The 16,728-nt window shown below is 66.0% G+C and carries 14 protein-coding genes; 4 read left to right on the forward strand and 10 right to left on the reverse strand.

Features of this window, described 5'->3' with window-relative positions; genetic code table 11:
* The first annotated feature begins 113 nt into the window (after window positions 1-113).
* The 3 genes from nhaD to G467_RS0107310 are packed head-to-tail and all read left to right on the forward strand — an operon-like array spanning window position 114 to window position 3,494.
* On the forward strand, window positions 114-1,514 hold the full coding sequence (gene nhaD / locus G467_RS0107300; RefSeq protein ID WP_022969081.1) for a sodium:proton antiporter NhaD: 1,401 nt from the start codon (window positions 114-116) through the stop codon (window positions 1,512-1,514).
* Window positions 1,515-1,523: 9 nt separating this feature from the next.
* Window positions 1,524-2,834, forward strand: a complete 1,311-nt coding sequence (locus tag G467_RS0107305) for a hemolysin family protein (RefSeq protein ID WP_022969082.1) — start codon at window positions 1,524-1,526, stop codon at window positions 2,832-2,834.
* A gap of 36 nt (window positions 2,835-2,870) precedes the next feature.
* Window positions 2,871-3,494, forward strand: a complete 624-nt coding sequence (locus G467_RS0107310; RefSeq protein WP_022969083.1) for an exopolysaccharide biosynthesis protein — start codon at window positions 2,871-2,873, stop codon at window positions 3,492-3,494.
* Between the two features lie 21 nt (window positions 3,495-3,515).
* Here G467_RS0107310 and G467_RS0107315 read toward each other — a convergent pair whose 3' ends face one another.
* A complete protein-coding gene (locus G467_RS0107315; RefSeq protein ID WP_169512590.1) occupies window positions 3,516-5,639 on the reverse strand; it encodes a putative bifunctional diguanylate cyclase/phosphodiesterase in 2,124 nt (707 codons plus the stop codon).
* A gap of 86 nt (window positions 5,640-5,725) precedes the next feature.
* Entirely contained in the window at window positions 5,726-6,460 is a 735-nt protein-coding gene (locus G467_RS0107320; protein WP_022969085.1) for an RNA methyltransferase, read from the reverse strand.
* Between the two features lie 139 nt (window positions 6,461-6,599).
* Between G467_RS0107320 and G467_RS0107325 the strand changes: the two genes are divergently transcribed.
* A complete protein-coding gene (locus G467_RS0107325) occupies window positions 6,600-7,403 on the forward strand; it encodes an inositol monophosphatase family protein (protein WP_022969086.1) in 804 nt (267 codons plus the stop codon).
* 72 nt (window positions 7,404-7,475) lie between these two features.
* Here the strand turns inward: G467_RS0107325 and secF are convergent, their stop codons facing one another.
* The 8 genes from secF to G467_RS15860 all read right to left on the reverse strand — a co-directional run bounded on the left by secF (window position 7,476) and on the right by G467_RS15860 (window position 16,721).
* Entirely contained in the window at window positions 7,476-8,462 is a 987-nt protein-coding gene (secF, locus tag G467_RS0107330) for a protein translocase subunit SecF (RefSeq protein WP_022969087.1), read from the reverse strand.
* Window positions 8,463-8,465: 3 nt separating this feature from the next.
* Window positions 8,466-10,334, reverse strand: coding sequence for a protein translocase subunit SecD (gene secD / locus G467_RS0107335; RefSeq protein WP_022969088.1), 1,869 nt, complete (start codon window positions 10,332-10,334; stop codon window positions 8,466-8,468).
* A gap of 53 nt (window positions 10,335-10,387) precedes the next feature.
* A complete protein-coding gene (yajC, locus tag G467_RS0107340; RefSeq protein WP_022969089.1) occupies window positions 10,388-10,726 on the reverse strand; it encodes a preprotein translocase subunit YajC in 339 nt (112 codons plus the stop codon).
* Window positions 10,727-10,835: 109 nt separating this feature from the next.
* A complete protein-coding gene (gene tgt / locus G467_RS0107345) occupies window positions 10,836-11,954 on the reverse strand; it encodes a tRNA guanosine(34) transglycosylase Tgt (RefSeq protein WP_026802465.1) in 1,119 nt (372 codons plus the stop codon).
* Window positions 11,955-12,030: 76 nt separating this feature from the next.
* Entirely contained in the window at window positions 12,031-13,059 is a 1,029-nt protein-coding gene (gene queA / locus G467_RS0107350) for a tRNA preQ1(34) S-adenosylmethionine ribosyltransferase-isomerase QueA (RefSeq protein WP_022969091.1), read from the reverse strand.
* Window positions 13,060-13,155: 96 nt separating this feature from the next.
* The gene (locus tag G467_RS0107355; protein WP_022969092.1) at window positions 13,156-13,758 is read right to left on the reverse strand and encodes a response regulator transcription factor; all 603 of its coding nucleotides are present in this window, start codon (window positions 13,756-13,758) and stop codon (window positions 13,156-13,158) included.
* Entirely contained in the window at window positions 13,755-14,873 is a 1,119-nt protein-coding gene (locus G467_RS15855; RefSeq protein WP_022969093.1) for a sensor histidine kinase, read from the reverse strand. Before G467_RS15855 ends, G467_RS0107355 begins: the two co-directional genes overlap by 4 nt.
* 21 nt (window positions 14,874-14,894) lie before the next feature.
* Window positions 14,895-16,721, reverse strand: coding sequence for a CIA30 family protein (locus G467_RS15860; protein WP_022969094.1), 1,827 nt, complete (start codon window positions 16,719-16,721; stop codon window positions 14,895-14,897).
* Window positions 16,722-16,728 lie beyond the last annotated feature (7 nt).

Consider the following 16,728-nt stretch of genomic DNA (forward strand, 5'->3'; position numbering starts at 1 on the left):
TCCGCCGGACCGCCCGGCACATGACGCTTAGTTTACCCGGAGATGACAGCAGCGGGCTTGTCCGGGCCTGCGTGTATGCTTGTGGCGTGTATTCCGCGCCCCATCCGCCCCGAATGTCCCCTGCCCCTGTTGTCGGACGCGTCCTGGCCCTTGGCCTGACCTGCCTGCCCCTGCCGGCCCTGGCCCACGCCGGGAGCGCGCCGAGCGTCGATTTGACCGGACATCCACTGGGCCTGATCGCCGTGGCGGTCTTCGTGATCGCCTACCTGCTCGTCGTCCTCGAGGAGCGCCTGCACCTGCGCAAGTCCAAGCCGGTCATGCTGGGCGCGGCCGTCATCTGGGGCCTGATCGCCTGGTACGGGGCGAACACGCCGGGCATGCCGGCCGATTTCGCGGCGAATGCATTCCGGCATATCTTCCTGGAGTTCGCCGAGCTGTTCTTTTTTCTGATCGTCGCGATGACCTTCGTCGCGGCGATGACCGAGCGCAATGTGTTCGAGTCCCTGCGCGCGACCCTGGTGAGCCGCGGCTTCGGTTACCGGCAGCTGTTCTGGATCACCGGCGTGATTTCGTTCTTCCTGTCGGCGGTGCTCGACAACCTGACCACGGCATTGATCATGTCGGCGGTGATCATGGCCGTCGGCGCGGGCAACCTGCGATTCATCACCCTGGGCTTCATCAACCTCGTTGTCGCGGCCAATGCCGGCGGGGCCTGGAGCGCTTTCGGCGACATCACCACCTTGATGGTCTGGCAGGCGCACCGCGTGGAATTCTTCGAATTCTTCAGCCTGTTCATTCCATCCGTGGTGAACTGGCTGGTGCCGGCGCTGATCCTGCATTTTGCCCTGCCGCCGGGCTCACCGCCGCCCGGGCGCGACGACGCCGAAGTAAAATACGGCGGCTGGTTCATCTGCGGACTGTTTGCGGTGACCATCGCCCTCACCGTCGCGGGCAAGCAGTTCCTGCATATGCCGCCGGTGTTCGGAATGATGGCTGGGCTGGCCTTGCTCAAGCTGCAGGGATTTTTCATCCAGCGTCGCGATGCCAGGACCGGTGCGCGCGACGGCGGCCGCTACAACGTCTTCGAACTCATCGCCCAGGCCGAATGGGACACCTTGCTGTTCTTCTACGGCGTGCTGCTTTGCGTAGGCGGACTGGCGACGATGGGCTTCCTACAGCTGATGTCGACCGGGCTGTACGGCCAGCTCGGGCCGACCGGCGCCAACGTCGCGCTCGGCACCCTGTCGGCGATCGTCGACAATATCCCGATCATGTACGCGGTCCTGCAGATGAATCCAGCGATGGACCACGGCCAGTGGCTGCTGATCACGCTGACGGCCGGCGTCGGCGGCAGCCTGTTGTCGGTCGGATCGGCGGCGGGCGTGGCGCTGATGGGTGTCTCGCGCGGACGCTACACTTTCATGAGTCATCTAAAATGGACCTGGGCGATCGCGCTGGGCTACATCGCCAGCATCTTCACCCATCTGTGGATCAACGCGCGTCACTTCAGCTGACCCAAACGCATGCTCGAACTATTCGTAGTACTGATCCTGGTGTTGATGAGCGGCTTCTTCGCGATGTCGGAGATGGCCGTGATCACCTCGCGCAAGGCGCGGCTCAAGGACATGGCCAAGGACAGCCGCGGTGCTGCCAAGGCGATCGAGCTGGCCGAGCATCCGGAAAATTTCCTGTCCGCGGTGCAGGTCTGGATCACCCTGCTTGGCCTGCTGACCGGTTCGTACGGCGGTGAGTCGCTGGCAGCCCATCTGGAAGTGCCGCTGTCGCAGTTCGCGCTGATCGCGCCGTACGCGCACCGCATCTCGCTGGCCTTGAGCTTCGGCCTGATCCTGTTCATTACCGTCGTGCTCGGCGAACTCGTGCCCAAGCGACTGGGCACGCTGCGCCCGGAACCTATCGCGAAGGCGGTGGCCCTGCCGATGAGCTTCCTGGCCCTGGTGGCCAAGCCGTTCGTCTACATCCTCACGGCCAGCACGCGCCTGCTGATGCGACTGATCGGCCAGGGCGCACTGGCCGAAGAAAAAGTGACGGAAGAAGAAATCCGCCACCTGGTCGCGGAAAGCCACGAACAGGGCGTCATCGACGCCGACGAACGCAACATGCTCAACCGCGTGCTGCGCCTGGGCGATCGCAGTGCCGAATCGCTGATGACGCCGCGCATCCGCATCGTCTGGCTCGATGCCGATGCCGATCGCGAGGAGAACCTCGCCACGATGCGGGAAACGCCACTCGCGCGCTATCCGGTCTACCGCGGCGGCGACACCGAAGTGCTGGGCATACTCGAGGCCAAGCATCTCGCCGGCTTGATCGACAGCGATCCCCCGGCCGACTTGTTCGCCAAGCTTGGCACGGCGCTGTTCGTTTCCGATTCGACCAATGCTCTCAAGCTGCTCGACATCTTCCGCGAGGAACAGCAGACGCTCGCCCTGGTCGTAGACGAATACGGTGACATCCAGGGCCTGGTCACGCTCAACGATCTGCTCGGCGCGGTGCTCGGCCGCGTGCACGAGCTCGAAAACGACGACGACGAGGCGCTGGTGGTCGAACGCGACGACGGCAGCTGGCTCGTCGACGGCCGCCTGTCGATCGAGGAATTCCGCGAACTGCTGGCGCTGCAGGCCCTGCCCGGCGAAGACGACCACGATTTCACCACCGTCGCCGGCATGACCATCGCGCACTACGGCCGCATCCCGCACGCGGGCGAGCATTTCGACTGGAAAGGCTGGCGCATCGAGGTCGTCGATCTCGACGGCGCCCGCATCGACAAGTTGCTGGTCGCGCGCACACTGCTGTCACGCGCCGAAAACGAGACTTGAACTTGAAGCCGCGGCATTGACCCCCAAAACTGACCAATGACCGCACGCATCCCCCCACCCAGCACCCGCGCCCTCGTCGACCAGCTCGCCGAAGGCGATCCGGACGAGGTGGTGACCTTCGCCGAGTTGCTCGATCGCTTCAGCGAGCGCAGCTTCGGCCTGTTCCTGCTGCTGGTGATGCTGCCCTGCTTCATTCCGCTGCCGGTCGGCGTCGGCGGCGTCAGCGGCGCGTTCGTCGCCCTGATCGGCCTGCAGTTCCTGATGCGCTTCGAACACCCCTGGCTTCCGGGTTTCCTCGCACGTCGCAAGATCCACCGGCACACGCTCGCGGGTTTTCGCAACCGCATGGGCAAATGGCTCGGACGCATCGAGAAGCTCACGCGTCCGCGCAACGAAGGCATGTTCCTGCACCCGGCCGCGCATGCGTTCACCGGTCTGCTGCTGTTGCTGCTGGGCATCGCACTCGCCCTGCCCCTGCCGCTGACCAATTATCCGTTCGGTCTGATCCTGCTTTCGTTCGCCTTCGCGCTGATCGAACGCGATGGTCGGCTCATGTTGATCGCCTGGGGTCTGGGCGTCGCGGAGATCGTCGTCGTTGCGGGCTTCTCGGGCACGGTCACGAAGATGTGCATGGACGCGCTGCACTGGCTGCAGTCGTAAGCCCGCAGACGAACCGGCCGATCAGCTGATCGGTGCATCCTGGAACTTGCGCGCAAGATCGTCGGCCGACATCGGCCGGCCCAGCCAGAAACCCTGCCCCTGATCGCAGCCGCGCTCGCGCAGGATCGCGTACTGGCCTTCGGTCTCGATGCCCTCGGCAACGACGGTGATGCCGAGCGAATGTGCCATCGCGATGATCGCGGTGGTCAGGGCCAGATCGTCGGGATCGCGCAATACGTCGGCGACGAAGCTGCGATCGATCTTCACGCCATCGACCGGCACGCGGCGCAGATGGCTGAGGCCGGAAAAACCGGTGCCGAAATCATCGAGCCAGACTTTCACGCCGGTTGCGCGCACGCGCGAGAGCAAGGCGCTCGCCTGGGCCTCATCGCTGAGCACGGCGGTTTCGGTCAGCTCCAGGTGCAGCTGCTGCGGCAGCAGGCCGGATGTTTTCAGCGAGTGGCCGACCACGTCCGGCAATTCGCCGCTGCGCAGCTGGCGCGGCGAGATGTTCACCGACACGAAGGGTTTCGCGCCCGCGGCCTGCGACCATTGCGCGGCGTCGTGGCAGGCGGTTTCGAGCACATGGCGGCCGAGCACTTCGATGAGACCGCTTTGCTCGGCGACCTCGATGAACACCGAGGGTGGCACCATGCCCAGGCGCGGATGCTGCCAGCGCAGCAGGGCCTCGGCGCCGGTGATGCGGCCATCGGTGAGATGGAAGATCGGCTGGTAAAGCACGGTCAGCTCGCCGCGCTCCCAGGCGCCGCGCAGTTCCTGCTCGAGCTGCACGCGGCGCTCGACGGCCTGGTCCATCGCGCGGCTATAGAAGCGGTAGCAGTTCTTGCCGGCGACCTTGGCCTGGTACATCGCGATGTCGGCGTTCTTGAGCAACTGCCCGGCATTGCTGGCATCAAACGGGAACAGCGTGATACCGACCGACGCACCCAGGAATACCTGCTTTCCCTGCAGCACGAGCGGGCGTTGGATTTCCTCGATCAATGCTTCGGCCAGACGCGCCGACGTGGCGCGGATATCGTCGCCGAGGAAAAGCACGATGAATTCGTCTCCGCCGAAACGCGCGATCTCCGAACCCTTGGCGCCGTGACTTTCGAGCGCGACGCGCACGCGTACCGACAGCTGGCTCAACACGTCGTCGCCGACTTCGTGACCGAGGGTATCGTTGACGCGCTTGAAATCGTCGAGGTCGATGAACAACAAGGCCAATTCGCCGCTGTTCGCATGCAGGGTCAGCAGACGATCGTCGAGCGCCTCGCGGAAGGCCAGGCGATTCGACAGGCCGGTCAACGGATCGGTGTAGGCCATGCGGCGGATTTCGCGATCGTGCCGCGCGACGCCGGCGCTCATGCGCGAGAAGGCGCGGAACAGGTCGCCGATCTCATCGGCGCGCGCGGTGTCGATGACGACGGCCTTTTCCTGGTCGGGCTCGCGCTCTTCCATCGTATGGGCCAGCGCGCGTATCGGCGCAAGGATGCGCCGTTCGAGCACGTACACCGCCAGTGCGCTGGTCAGCAGCAGGCCGGCCAGTGCGATCGCGAGCCAGCGACGGTGCTGCGCGCTGGCTTCGTGCAGATGCACGTTCAGCGGCGCAAGGATGCGCGCCTGGGCGGCGCTGGGCTTGTTGTTGACCAGGCCCACGCGTACGCCGCCGAGCCGACGACCGTCGCCGAGCACCGGCGCGGAGACGTCCAGCAAGTTGTCCGTCCACTGCAGTTTCAATGCGCTCGCGGCCAGGGCGGCGTCGGCGAGTGGATCGACCATCGGCTGGCCGACATGGCTGCCGTCGCCGCCGTCGTCGAGGATGCGGCCCTGCTGGTCGTAGACGATGACGTATTCGACGTCGGGCTGATGCAGGGTCGCGCGCGTGACGACCGCGATGCGCGCGACATCGGCGCTCGCCATGGGCACGGCGACGGACTTGGCGAACTGGCCCGCGAGCTGCTCGCCGCGACGTTGGAGATTGTCCTTGGCCAGAGCGAGCATCGCGGCGTTGGAATGCGCGATGACCTGGCGACGATTGCTCTCCTCGCCGCGCCACAGCGCGAAGGCCACGGCGAGCACGAGCAGCACGAGGAGCGCGAGCACCGCCAGGAGCTGTCCACGCAGCCCCAGCCTGATGTTCATCGGCATTCCGTGCCCCGCAAGATCATCCGCAACCCCGTGTCCGCCTGATCGCCAAGCCTAACCGATAGCCCGGCCGGACGCATCGCTCAGGGCTTCTTGAGCAGACGCTGCGTGTCGGAAAAAATCCCGCGCAGGATGCGCAGTTCGCGGGGCTCGGGCTGCGCCCGCAGGAACAGCCGGCGCAGGCGCTGGCTGATCATGTCCGGCGGCCGGCCCTTGTGGAAATCGATGTCGTCGAGCAATTCGCCGAAATGCTGGAAGAAGCCTTCCATCTCCGCATGCGTCGCCGGGCGCTCGTCCGGATCGGCGGGGCCCGGCAGCGAAGCACCGGCGCCCTCGAGCGCGGCCAGACGCAGTTCGTAGGCCAACACCTGCACGGCGGCGGCGAGATTGAGCGAGCTGTAGTCGGGGTTGGCGGGAATGCACACGGCCGCATGACACAGCTGCAGTTCGTCGTTTTCCAGCCCCGTGCGTTCGCGTCCGAACACCAGCGCGACCGGGCCCAGCGCCTGCGCTGCGAGCAAGCGCTGCGCGGCCTCGCGCGGCGGCAGTTCGGGCATGGTCACCGTGCGCTTGCGTGCAGTGGTGCCCATGACGAAGCGGCAATCGGCGAGCGCACTGGCCAGCGTCGGATGGACTTCGGCCACGTCGAGCAGGTCGTTGGCGCCGGCCGCGAGGGCATAGGCCTCGGGATGCGGGAATTTTTCCGGGGTGACCAAGGCGAGCCGGGACAGCCCCATCGTCTTCATGGCCCGCGCTGCGGAACCGATATTTCCCGGGTGCTGGGTGCCGACCAGGACGATCTTGAGTGCGTCGTTCATGCCGGTATTGTAGCGGCGTGGCTGCCGGACAGGCCCATGGAGCCCAGGCTCCAGGCCCCGTCTGGTATCATGCCCACCGCTCGGGCACCGACCCGGCATGGCTCTTCATCAATTCAGCGGAATTCTGGACGCGAACGGTATGCAAAAACCTGTCGTCAACGTCATGGTCAAGGCTGCCCGCCAGGCGGGCAACGTGATCCTGCGCCACATGGGCAAGCTCGACAGTCTCAACGTGTTCGAGAAGGGCCGCCAGGATTACGCCAGCGAGGTCGACTCGCTCGCCGAAGCCGAAATCATCAAGGAATTGCGCCGCGCCTATCCCGACTACGCCATTTTGGCGGAGGAATCGGGCTCGATGGGCAAGGGTCGCCAGACCTTCGTCATCGATCCGCTCGATGGCACGTCCAACTACCTGCGCGGCCTGCCGCATTTCTGCGTCTCGATCGCGCTGGTGGAAAACGGCGAACCGACCGACGCGGTGATCTTCGATCCGCTGCGCAACGAGCTGTTCACCGCCAGCCGCGGCAACGGCGCCCTGCTCAACGACAAGAAGCTGCGCATCGGCGACCGCAAGGATCTGACCGGCAGCCTGCTGATTACGGGCTTCCCGCCGCGCGAACGCGCGCGGCTGGACATCCAGCTGGACACGATCAAGACGCTGCTGACGGAAGCCGAAGACATTCGCCGCACCGGTTCGGCCGCGCTGGACCTGGCCTATGTCGCCTGCGGCCGCGCCGACGGGTATTTCGAAGCGGGCGTGAAAGCCTGGGATGTCGCCGCCGGCATGTTGCTGGTGCGCGAGGCCGGTGGCCGCGTCTGCGATTTCCGTGGCCGCGGCGAGCAGATCCTCAACGCCAGCCAGATGGTTGCGGGCAACCTCAAGCTGTGCGAGGTGCTGCAGAAGGCGATCGTGCAGTCGGGCTACGCGGCCGCGTTCACCTGATCGACCGTCGCCGGATGCCCACAAAAAAGCCGCGCATCTGCGCGGCTTTTTCTTTGCCCGGAACGCTGCCGGTCAGGGCCGGCGTGCGAGTTCCGCGTCTTCCTTGGCCTTGGGCATCAGGTCCTGCTTGGTCACGCCCAGCCACAGCAGCAGCGGGTTCGCGAAGAAGATCGAGGACAGGGTGCCGACCACGATGCCGATCAGCAGGGCCGAGGAGAAGCCCTTCAGGGTCGGGCCGCCGAACAGGAACAGGGCCACGACCGTCAGCGCCGTCGCCAAGGAGGTCATGATCGTACGCGACAGGGTCGAGTTGATCGCCTTGTTGAGCACTTCGATCGGCTGCAGGTTGCGCGTGGTCTTGAACAGTTCGCGGACGCGGTCGAACACCACGATCGTGTCGTTCACCGAGTAGCCGTCGACCGCCAGGATCGCGGCAAGCACCGCCAGATCGAACTCCATGCCGGTCAGCGAGAAGAAGCCGAGCGTGAGCACGACGTCGTGCAGTTCCGTCACCACGGTCGCGATCGCGAACTTCAGTTCGAAGCGCATCATGATGTAGATCATGATGCCGACCAGGACGACCACGACGGCCACCAGGCCGCCCCAGGCGAGATCGTTGCCGACCTGCGGACCGACGTACTCACTTCGCTTCTTGGTCACCTGCGCGCCGTCGGCGGTCAATGCCTTGATGAGGTTGGTGGCGATCTGCGAATTGCGCGAATCCAGGCTGGTGCTGTCGCCCGGCTGGGCATGCACGGCTTCGGCAAGCTCGGCCACTTCCTTGGGCGACAGGCGGACGGCGTAGTTGGTCGAGTCGAAACGCTGCACGACCGCCTTTTCCATGCCGATCTTGGCGAGGGATGCGGTCACCGCGGACTGCTCGGTCGGCTTGGCGTAGATGACCTCGACCAGCGTGCCGCCAGTGAAGTCGAGCGCCAGGTTCAGGCCGCGCGTGGACAGCGAAACGATGGAGGCGAGGAACAGCAGCACGGACAGACCCACCGTCCAGCGGCGGATGCCCATGAAGTTGACGTTGCTATTGGGATTGAAGAATTCCATGGCTTAGAACCCGCCTCCGACGGAGACGCTCTTGATCTTGCGGCCGTGACCGTAGACCAGCGTGGACAGGGCACGGCTGACCGTGACGGAAGTGAACATCGAGGTCAGTACACCGAGGAACAGCACCACGGCGAAGCCGCGCACCGGGCCGGAGCCGAACGAGAACAGCGCGATAGCGGCGATGATCTTGGCGACGTTGGAGTCGAGGATGACGGTCCAGGCGCGCTCGTAACCGGCCTTGATGCTGGCGATCGGCGAATTCCCCACGCGCAACTCTTCGCGTATTCGTTCGTTGATCAGCACGTTGCCGTCGATCGCCATGCCCAGGGTCAGCACGATGCCGGCGATACCGGGCATGGTCATCGTCGCGCCGAGCAGCGACAGCACGGCCGTCAGCAGCACCAGGTTGGTGAACAGCGACAGCACCGAGATCACGCCGAACACGCGGTAGTAGAGAATCATCAGGCCGCAGACCAGCAGGAAGCCGATCTCGACGGCCTTGCGGCCGGCGGCGATGTTGGCGGCACCGAGCGAGGGACCGATGACGCGTTCCTCAACGATGTCGACGGGCGCGGCAAGCGCGCCGGCCTTGAGCTGCTTGGCCAGCGCAGCAGCCTCGTCCTGGCTCAGACCGGTGGTCTGGAAGTCCTTGCCGAACACGCCCTGGATCGTCGAGGCGCTGATCACGCGCTCATCGATCTTCGACGAACGCACTTCCTTGCCATCGACCAGGGTCGTGACCGGGGTGCGCTCGACATAGACGATGCCGAGGCGGTTGCCGACGTTCTCCAGCGTGTGATCGAGCATGCGCTTGCCGCCGGCGCTGTCGAGCTTGATGCTGACCGACGGACGACCGTCTTCCTGGTTCACCTGCGGCGTCGCATCGACGAGCTGGTCACCCGACACGAGCAGACGCTTGGACAGCAGGATCGGGCTGCGCTGACCGTCCGGGGTGACCTGGTAGTACACGCGGGCATCAGCAGGCACCGTGCCGGACTTAAGCATCGTCGCGGCATCGCCATCGACGACGGCGCGGAATTCCAGGGTCGCGGTTGCGCCGAGCGCCAGCTTGGCGCCGGCGGTGTCCTGCACGCCCGGCAGCTGCACGACGATGCGGTTGCTGCCCTGACGCTGGATGATCGGCTCGGCGACGCCGAGGCCGTTGATGCGGTTGCGCAGCGTGCTGACGTTCTGCTCGATCGCGCCGTCGGCGATCGCCTTGAGCTCTTCGGGCGTGACCACGACGCGGATCGTGGTGGCATCGACGTCCTCGAAACGCAGCTTCGGCATCTGGCTGCTGAGCAGGTTCTGCGCCGCGGTCTTGTCGGCCGGGCTGCTGAGCTGCACGCGGATGCCGGCCGGGCTGCGGCTGACTTCGCTGTAGCGGATGGTCTTCTCGCGCAGCGAGGCGCGGATGTCTTCGACGTAGGCGTTCTCGCGCTTTTCGCGCGCCGCCGCTTGGTCGACTTCCATGAGGAAGTGCACGCCGCCCTGCAAGTCCAGGCCCAGGGTCATCGGTTTGGCACCGATCGAACGCAGCCATTGCGGGACGGTCGGCGCGAGGTTCAGCGCGACCGTGTAGTTGTCGCCCATCGCCGGACGCAGCAGATCGGAGGCCTTGGTCTGCACGTCGCCGTCGGACAGGCGGACGATGAGGCTTTTGCCCTCGATCGCGGCCGACTTGTACGGGATGTGGCTCGTATCGAGCAGACCTTTCACGCGCGTGGTCAGGTTGGCGTCGAGCGTGGTGCCCTTGTTGGCCGAGATCTGCACCGACGGATCGGACGGATACAGGTTGGGCATCGCGTACAGGGCAGCGAACAGCAGCACCAGGGCGACGAGGACATATTTCCAGCGGGGAAAATCGAGCATGGGCAAGAACCGCTAAGGCCCGAAGGCCGTGAATGTTATGGGTTGGGGACGGCTCAGGCCGACTTCAACGTACCCTTGGGCAGAACGGCCGTGATCGCGCCTTTCTGCAGTTTCACCTTGAAGCCGTCGGCGATCTCGACCGTGATGAAGTTCTCGCCAATGTCGTCGACGCGACCGGCGATGCCGCCGCTGGTGATCACTTCATCGCCCTTGTTGAGCTTGCCGAGCATGTCGCGGTGCTCTTTCTGGCGCTTCATCTGCGGGCGAACGACGATGAAGAACATGCCGATCAACACGGCGCCCATCAACAGGAAGCTGGGCAGCGGGCTCTGGGCGCCTGCGCCGGCGGTCTGGGCGGCGGCGGGGGAAATCAGCAAATCGAGCAGGGACATGGGCTTGCGGGTCCGATCAGATGGGTCAAAGCGGGCAAGTATGCCATAGCCCTCCCCCGGCCGGGCCGGCCGGCCCCCGGCCCGTCCTGGAGGCCGGGGCGGGAGGGATTCAGTCCTCGCCGCGGGCCCGGGCGGCGTAGAACTCGGTCCGGAAGGCCTCGAAGCGGCCGGCCTCGATCGCGGCGCGGATCTCGCGCATCAGCTGCTGGTAGTAGTGCAGGTTGTGGATCGTGGCCAGCATCGACGCCAGGATCTCGTTGCACTTGTCCAGGTGGCGCAGGTAGGCGCGGGTGAAGCCGTTGGCGCAGGCGTGGCAGGTGCAGCCGGGTTCGATCGGGCGCAGGTCCTTCTCGTTCTTCTGGTTGCGGATGCGCACTTGGCCGAAACGGGTGAAGTAATGGCCGTTGCGCGCGTTGCGGGTCGGCATCACGCAGTCGAACATGTCGATGCCGCGCGCGACGGCCTCGACGATGTCCTCGGGCTTGCCTACGCCCATGAGGTAGCGCGGCTTGTCTTCCGGCAACTGCGGGCAGATCGCCTCTAGGGTTTGCTCGCGTTCCGCCGCCGGCTCGCCGACGGCCAGACCGCCGACCGCATAGCCGTCGAAACCGATCGCCTGCAGGCCTTCGGCCGAGCGCGTGCGCAATTCCGGATACGTGCCGCCCTGCACGATGCCGAACAACGCGGCGTCGTTGCCGGCATGCGCGGCCTTCGATCGCGCCGCCCAGCGCAGCGACAGCTCCATCGAATCGCGCGCCTGCTTTTCCGTCGCCGGATACGGCGTGCACTCGTCGAAGATCATCACGATGTCCGAGCCGAGCACGCGCTGAATGTTCATGCTCTCCTCGGGCCCGAGGAAGACTTTCGATCCGTCGACCGGCGAGGCGAAGGTCACGCCCTGCTCGGTGATCTTGCGGCGCTTGGCCAGGGACCAGACCTGGAAGCCGCCGGAATCGGTGAGGATCGGCCGCTGCCAGCCGGTGAACCGGTGCAGCCCCTCGTGCGCGGAGATCACGTCCAGACCCGGGCGCAGGAAAAGATGAAAGGTATTGCCGAGGATGATTTCTGCACCGATCGCCTCGATGTCGCTCGGTTTCATCGCCTTGACCGTGCCGTAGGTGCCCACAGGCATGAAGGCAGGGGTTTCTATCGTCCCACGTGGAAAAGTCAGCCTGCCGCGGCGCGCGTTGCCATCTTGGGCGAATTTTTCGAACTGCATGCGGCTCATCGGGTCATCCAGAATCATTCAATGTAGGCGCCAGCTTGCTGGCGACAGGGTGCGCGAATCGCCAGCAGGCTGGCTCCTACGCAGATGGATACAGCAACATCGCGTCGCCGTAGGAGAAGAAGCGATATTTCTCGCGGACCGCATGCGCGTAAGCCTCGAGAATACGTTCCCGCCCCGCGAACGCCGAAACCAGCATCAGCAGCGTGCTTTCCGGCAGATGGAAATTGGTGACCATCGCGTCGATCGAGCGGATGCGGTAGCCGGGGAAAATGAAGATCTGCGTATCGCCGGCGAAGGGCTTGAGCTCGCCGCCCTGCAGCGCGGACTCCAGCGCGCGCACGACCGTCGTGCCGACCGCGATCACGCGACCGCCGGCGGCGCGCACGCGCGCGACCTGCGCGCACAGTTCGGCGCCGACGTTGAGCCATTCGCGATGCATCACATGCTCGTCGAGTGATTCGGCGCGCATCGGCTGGAAAGTGCCCGCGCCGACGTGCAGGGTCACATGACCGAATTCCACGCCCTGCGCCCGCAGCCGGTCCAGCAAGGGCTCGTCGAAATGCAGGCCGGCGGTCGGTGCGGCGACGGCGCCCTGGTTTTTCGCGAACACGGTCTGGTAGCGCTCGTCGTCGCTGATATCCGCTTCGCGCGCGATGTACGGCGGCAACGGCATGCGACCGGCGCGCAGCAGGACCTTGTCCATCGGCTCATCGGTGTCGAAGCGCAGGCGATAGAACTCGCCGTCGCGGCCGAGCACGGTCAGCTTCGTGCCCTCGTCGAGCGTGATGCGCGACTGGGGCTTGGGTGATTTGCTCGCGCCGATCTGCGCACGCACTTCATGCGCACCGGTGATGCGTTCGAGCAGGATCTCGACGCGACCGCCGGTTTCCTTGACGCCGAACAAGCGCGCCGGGATCACCCGGGTGTCGTTGAACACGAGCAGGTCGCCCGCCCGCAGGAACGCCGGCAGCTCGCGCATGCCGTGGTCGGCGAAGGCCGCCGGGGATGGCGGCACCACCAGCAATCGGCTGTCCGAGCGCACGGGCAAGGGCGCCTGGGCGATGAGCTCGGGCGGCAGGTCGAAATGGAAGTCGGATTTCTTCAAGGCGGGACAGCGGCGAACCGGGCACGCTGCCCAGGGGCGCGCATTATCCGTTCGCGAGCCCCGGGGCGCCATCGTCCCCTGCCCGCCCGGCAAGGATCACAGCCAGCCTTTCGAGCGCGCGGTCCGGTAGGCCTCGATGCGGTTGGCCGCGCCGAGCTTGCCGATCGCTTCGGAAAGATAGTTGCGCACGGTGCCCTGGGACAGGCTCAGGCGCTCGGCGATTTCGGCACTTTTCACGCCTTCGCCGGCCAGGCGCAGCACTTCGCGCTCGCGCTCGGTCAGCGGATCCTCGTCGCCCCAGGCCGCCACCGCCAGCTGCGGGTCGATCGCCCGGCCGCCGGCGTGCACCTGCCGCAGCGCGGCTGCGAGCTGGTCGGAAGGCGCGTCCTTGAGCAGATAGCCGCGCACGCCGGCGTCGAGCGCGCGACGCAGATAGCCGGCGCGCGCGAACGTGGTCAGGATCACCACGCGCGTGGGCAGATCTGCTTCCTTGACCCGCAGGGCCAGATCGAGCCCGGTCAACCAGGGCATTTCGATGTCGGTCACCAGCAGGTCGGGTTTCTGCGTCTGCACGGCGAGCCAGGCGGCTTCGCCGTCACCGGCCTCGGCCACGACCTCGAGATCACTTTCCATGCCCAGCAAGGCGGCGAGCGCGCCGCGCACCATCGCCTGATCCTCGGCGAGCACCAGACGAATCATGAGCCACTCCTTTCCGGCGCCAACGGCGCACGCAGCACCAGGCGCGTACCGCCGCCCGGCGGACTTTCGATTTCGAGACTGCCGGCGATCGCACGCACGCGTTCGCGCATGCCTTCCAGGCCGTTGCCGGCGCGATCGACGCCACCGCGACCGTCGTCGGCGATGACCAGGCGCAGGCCGGACGCTTCCTGCACCAGTTCCACATCGACCTGACGCGCGCCGGCATGGCGAATGACATTGGTGACTGCCTCGCGCACGATCATCGCCAACGCGAGTTCGACTTTCGGCTCCAGCGCCAGCGGCGCGAGCCGCTGATCCAGACGCACTTCGGCCGACAGTAGAGCCAGTCGTGCGGACGCCAGTTCGGCCTGCAGTCCGGTCGCGCGAATACCCGCGACCGCTTCGCGCACCTGCGCCAGCGCCTGCCGGGCGACGGTTTCGACTTCATGGATCTGCGCGCGCGCGGCTTCGACATCGCGGTCGAGCAGTTTGCCGGCGAGTTCGCTTTTCAGCGCCACCACCGACAGGGTGTGCCCGAGCAGATCGTGCAGATCGCGACCGATGCGTTCGCGCTCGGCCATGCTCGCGAGGCGTCGCACCTCGTCCTGGGTCAGGCGCAGTTCGGCATTGCGGCGCCAGCGCGCCCGCGAATAGATGTTGCCGGCCACGACCATCGTGCCGATCACCGCGACCACGGCCACCGAGCCCAGGGCGAGAAACGGACTGGGCATCACCCACCAGAATTCCAGCGCCATCAGCAACACGAAAAACACCGCGAGCACGATCGTCTGACGCGCACTCACCGCGATCGCCAGCATCGCCAGCGCATAGATGATGAAGGTATTGCCGCCGGGATTGAAAGGAATCAGCCCGTAACCGACCGCCGCGACGGCGAACACCATCCACAGCCGGTAGCGTTCGTCAACGCGATAGAAGCCGAAATACAAGGGCAGAAACACGACTGTTGCGATGGCGCTGGCGAGCACCGCCTTCATCGGGCGGTCCTGCCAGAACACCAGCGGCAGATAGACGAAAATCAGGTAGGCCAGGCCGAACCACGGCTTGGAATGCAGGTCGTCTTCGTCGGCGGTCTTGGTGGATGGCGGATTCGACACGTGGCCTCCGAAGACCGGTGCTTAGCGGATTTCCACGGCGTCCACATCCAGTTGGAAGTGTCCCGCCGGTGCTCCGGCCGTGATCGCCACGGCGCGGAATTGTCTCAGGTCGGCGCCGGCGAAGTCAGCCAGCGGCAGACGCAGCGTTTGCCAGTCCTTGCCCGGATGGATGTTGACGATACTCGGTCGCGCCTGGGCATCGTTGCCGGAGAACACCATGACGCTGTATTCGCGGCCATCGCCACGCGCCTGGAAAACGAGTTCCTGCCGCGACGACACATCCACCGGCTGCATCGGCTGCGTGCCGGGATGCAGCATCGCACCAGCCCAGGGCCAGCTGCCAGCGAGCACGACCTCGCCCTGCATGCGCAGGGCGCCGGCGCTGCCGGCGGCACCGCCATCGATGCGCACGAGCTCGGCCTTGGAGCTGCCGCCGGCCATTTCATCGGTGGTCGGCATCCACTGGCCACCGTCTTTGGCAGCGAGATCCTGGTCGAAGCCGCTGATCACGCCTGGCGGATACGCCGGTGCGGCCACCGCCACCGCCTTCGCCGCCGGATCGCGATCGACGCGGCGGCCGTTTTTCCAGATCGTGACGATCGCGCGCGTGGCCTCGATGTTCGTGGTCGGATCGCCGTCGACGAGCACCAGATCGGCGCGCAGATCGCGCGCGATGCGGCCGCGATCGGATAGTCCAAAGGCCTTAGCCGGCAGCGATGTCGCTGCTTTCAGGGCCTCCTGCGGACTGAGACCGGCCGCGACGAGTTGGGCGATTTCCTCATGCAGGGCCGCGCCATGCGCCGTGTGCGGATTGGGCGCATCGGTGCCGGCGAGCAGCATCACGCCGGCGGCGTGCAGACGGCGCACGCTTTCGCGGGCATTGGCGATCAGCGCTGGATTGGCGTCGCCGATCGGCAAACGCGAGGCCAGGGTCTGTGTCTGGGCGGCGGAAAGAAACGGCGCGATGCGCGGATCGGTGGCCAGCGTGCTTTTTTCGCCCGCGAAACCGGCGACCACGGTCAAGGTCGGCACGAAGAACACGCCGTCGCGCTTGGCCAGCTGAATGAGTGCGTCGTCGGCCGGCGCATCCTGGAAAACATGCACCAGGCCGTCGATGCCATCGCGCAGGGATTCGCGCGCCTGCTCCTGCGCCGACGCGTGCACCACGGCCTTGAGGCCCTGCGCATGCGCGGCAGCGATCAGCGCCGCGGCGGTCGCGGCATCGAGTGTGGGCATCTTCCGTGCGTCGGTATAGACGTGCAGGTCCTCGCGCACGATCTTGATGTAGTCCGACCCTTCGGCCTTGCGCGCGGCGACCCAGGCCGGCGCTTCGGCGGGCGTGGTCAGGGTGGGAATCTGCATGCCGTATTCGGTGCCGTGTCCGCCCGGCGCGGTCGCGAGCGTGCCGGCCGACCACAGGTCGGCGCGATCGGTCGCCGCCAGGCTTTCGCGTTCGCGACGGGCGTCGGCGAGCTGGTGGAAATCAGTGAACATGTCGAGCTCGGTGGTCACGCCGAAACGCAGCGCATCCTTGCGGGCGTCGCCCCAGGCATGCACATGCGCGTCGATCAGACCCGGCAGCAAGGTGCGTCCCTGCCCTTCGACGATTTCGGCATCAGCGGGCATCGCCAGGTGTTCGCCGATGTCCTGGATCCGCCCATCACGCACGACGACATCGGCCTTGGGCCAGACGCGCTCGCCGTCGAAAACGCGGACGCCGCGAATCATCGTCGCCGCCGGCTGTCCGTCCGATGCGGAGGCCGCCTCCTTGGGCGTGGTCGACATCTGCATCAGCAGGAAGATCAGCACCGCGATGCTCGCACCTACCACCAGCTTCAGAAATTTCATTGCGGCC

Origin of the sequence: Arenimonas oryziterrae DSM 21050 = YC6267, from assembly GCF_000420545.1 — a bacterium.
Taxonomy (GTDB): domain Bacteria; phylum Pseudomonadota; class Gammaproteobacteria; order Xanthomonadales; family Xanthomonadaceae; genus Arenimonas; species Arenimonas oryziterrae.

What these genes read in the sequence shown, in the direction of transcription:
- nhaD (WP_022969081.1), top strand. Translation starts at nt 114, where the DNA reads ATGTCCCCTGCCCCTGTTGTCGGACGCGTCCTGGCCCTTGGCCTGACC.
- G467_RS0107305 (WP_022969082.1), top strand. Translation starts at nt 1,524, where the DNA reads ATGCTCGAACTATTCGTAGTACTGATCCTGGTGTTGATGAGCGGCTTC.
- G467_RS0107310 (WP_022969083.1), top strand. Translation starts at nt 2,871, where the DNA reads ATGACCGCACGCATCCCCCCACCCAGCACCCGCGCCCTCGTCGACCAG.
- G467_RS0107315 (WP_169512590.1), bottom strand. Translation starts at nt 5,639, where the DNA reads ATGAACATCAGGCTGGGGCTGCGTGGACAGCTCCTGGCGGTGCTCGCG.
- G467_RS0107320 (WP_022969085.1), bottom strand. Translation starts at nt 6,460, where the DNA reads ATGAACGACGCACTCAAGATCGTCCTGGTCGGCACCCAGCACCCGGGA.
- G467_RS0107325 (WP_022969086.1), top strand. Translation starts at nt 6,600, where the DNA reads ATGCAAAAACCTGTCGTCAACGTCATGGTCAAGGCTGCCCGCCAGGCG.
- secF (WP_022969087.1), bottom strand. Translation starts at nt 8,462, where the DNA reads ATGGAATTCTTCAATCCCAATAGCAACGTCAACTTCATGGGCATCCGC.
- secD (WP_022969088.1), bottom strand. Translation starts at nt 10,334, where the DNA reads ATGCTCGATTTTCCCCGCTGGAAATATGTCCTCGTCGCCCTGGTGCTG.
- yajC (WP_022969089.1), bottom strand. Translation starts at nt 10,726, where the DNA reads ATGTCCCTGCTCGATTTGCTGATTTCCCCCGCCGCCGCCCAGACCGCC.
- tgt (WP_026802465.1), bottom strand. Translation starts at nt 11,954, where the DNA reads ATGAGCCGCATGCAGTTCGAAAAATTCGCCCAAGATGGCAACGCGCGC.
- G467_RS0107355 (WP_022969092.1), bottom strand. Translation starts at nt 13,758, where the DNA reads ATGATTCGTCTGGTGCTCGCCGAGGATCAGGCGATGGTGCGCGGCGCG.
- G467_RS15860 (WP_022969094.1), bottom strand. Translation starts at nt 16,721, where the DNA reads ATGAAATTTCTGAAGCTGGTGGTAGGTGCGAGCATCGCGGTGCTGATC.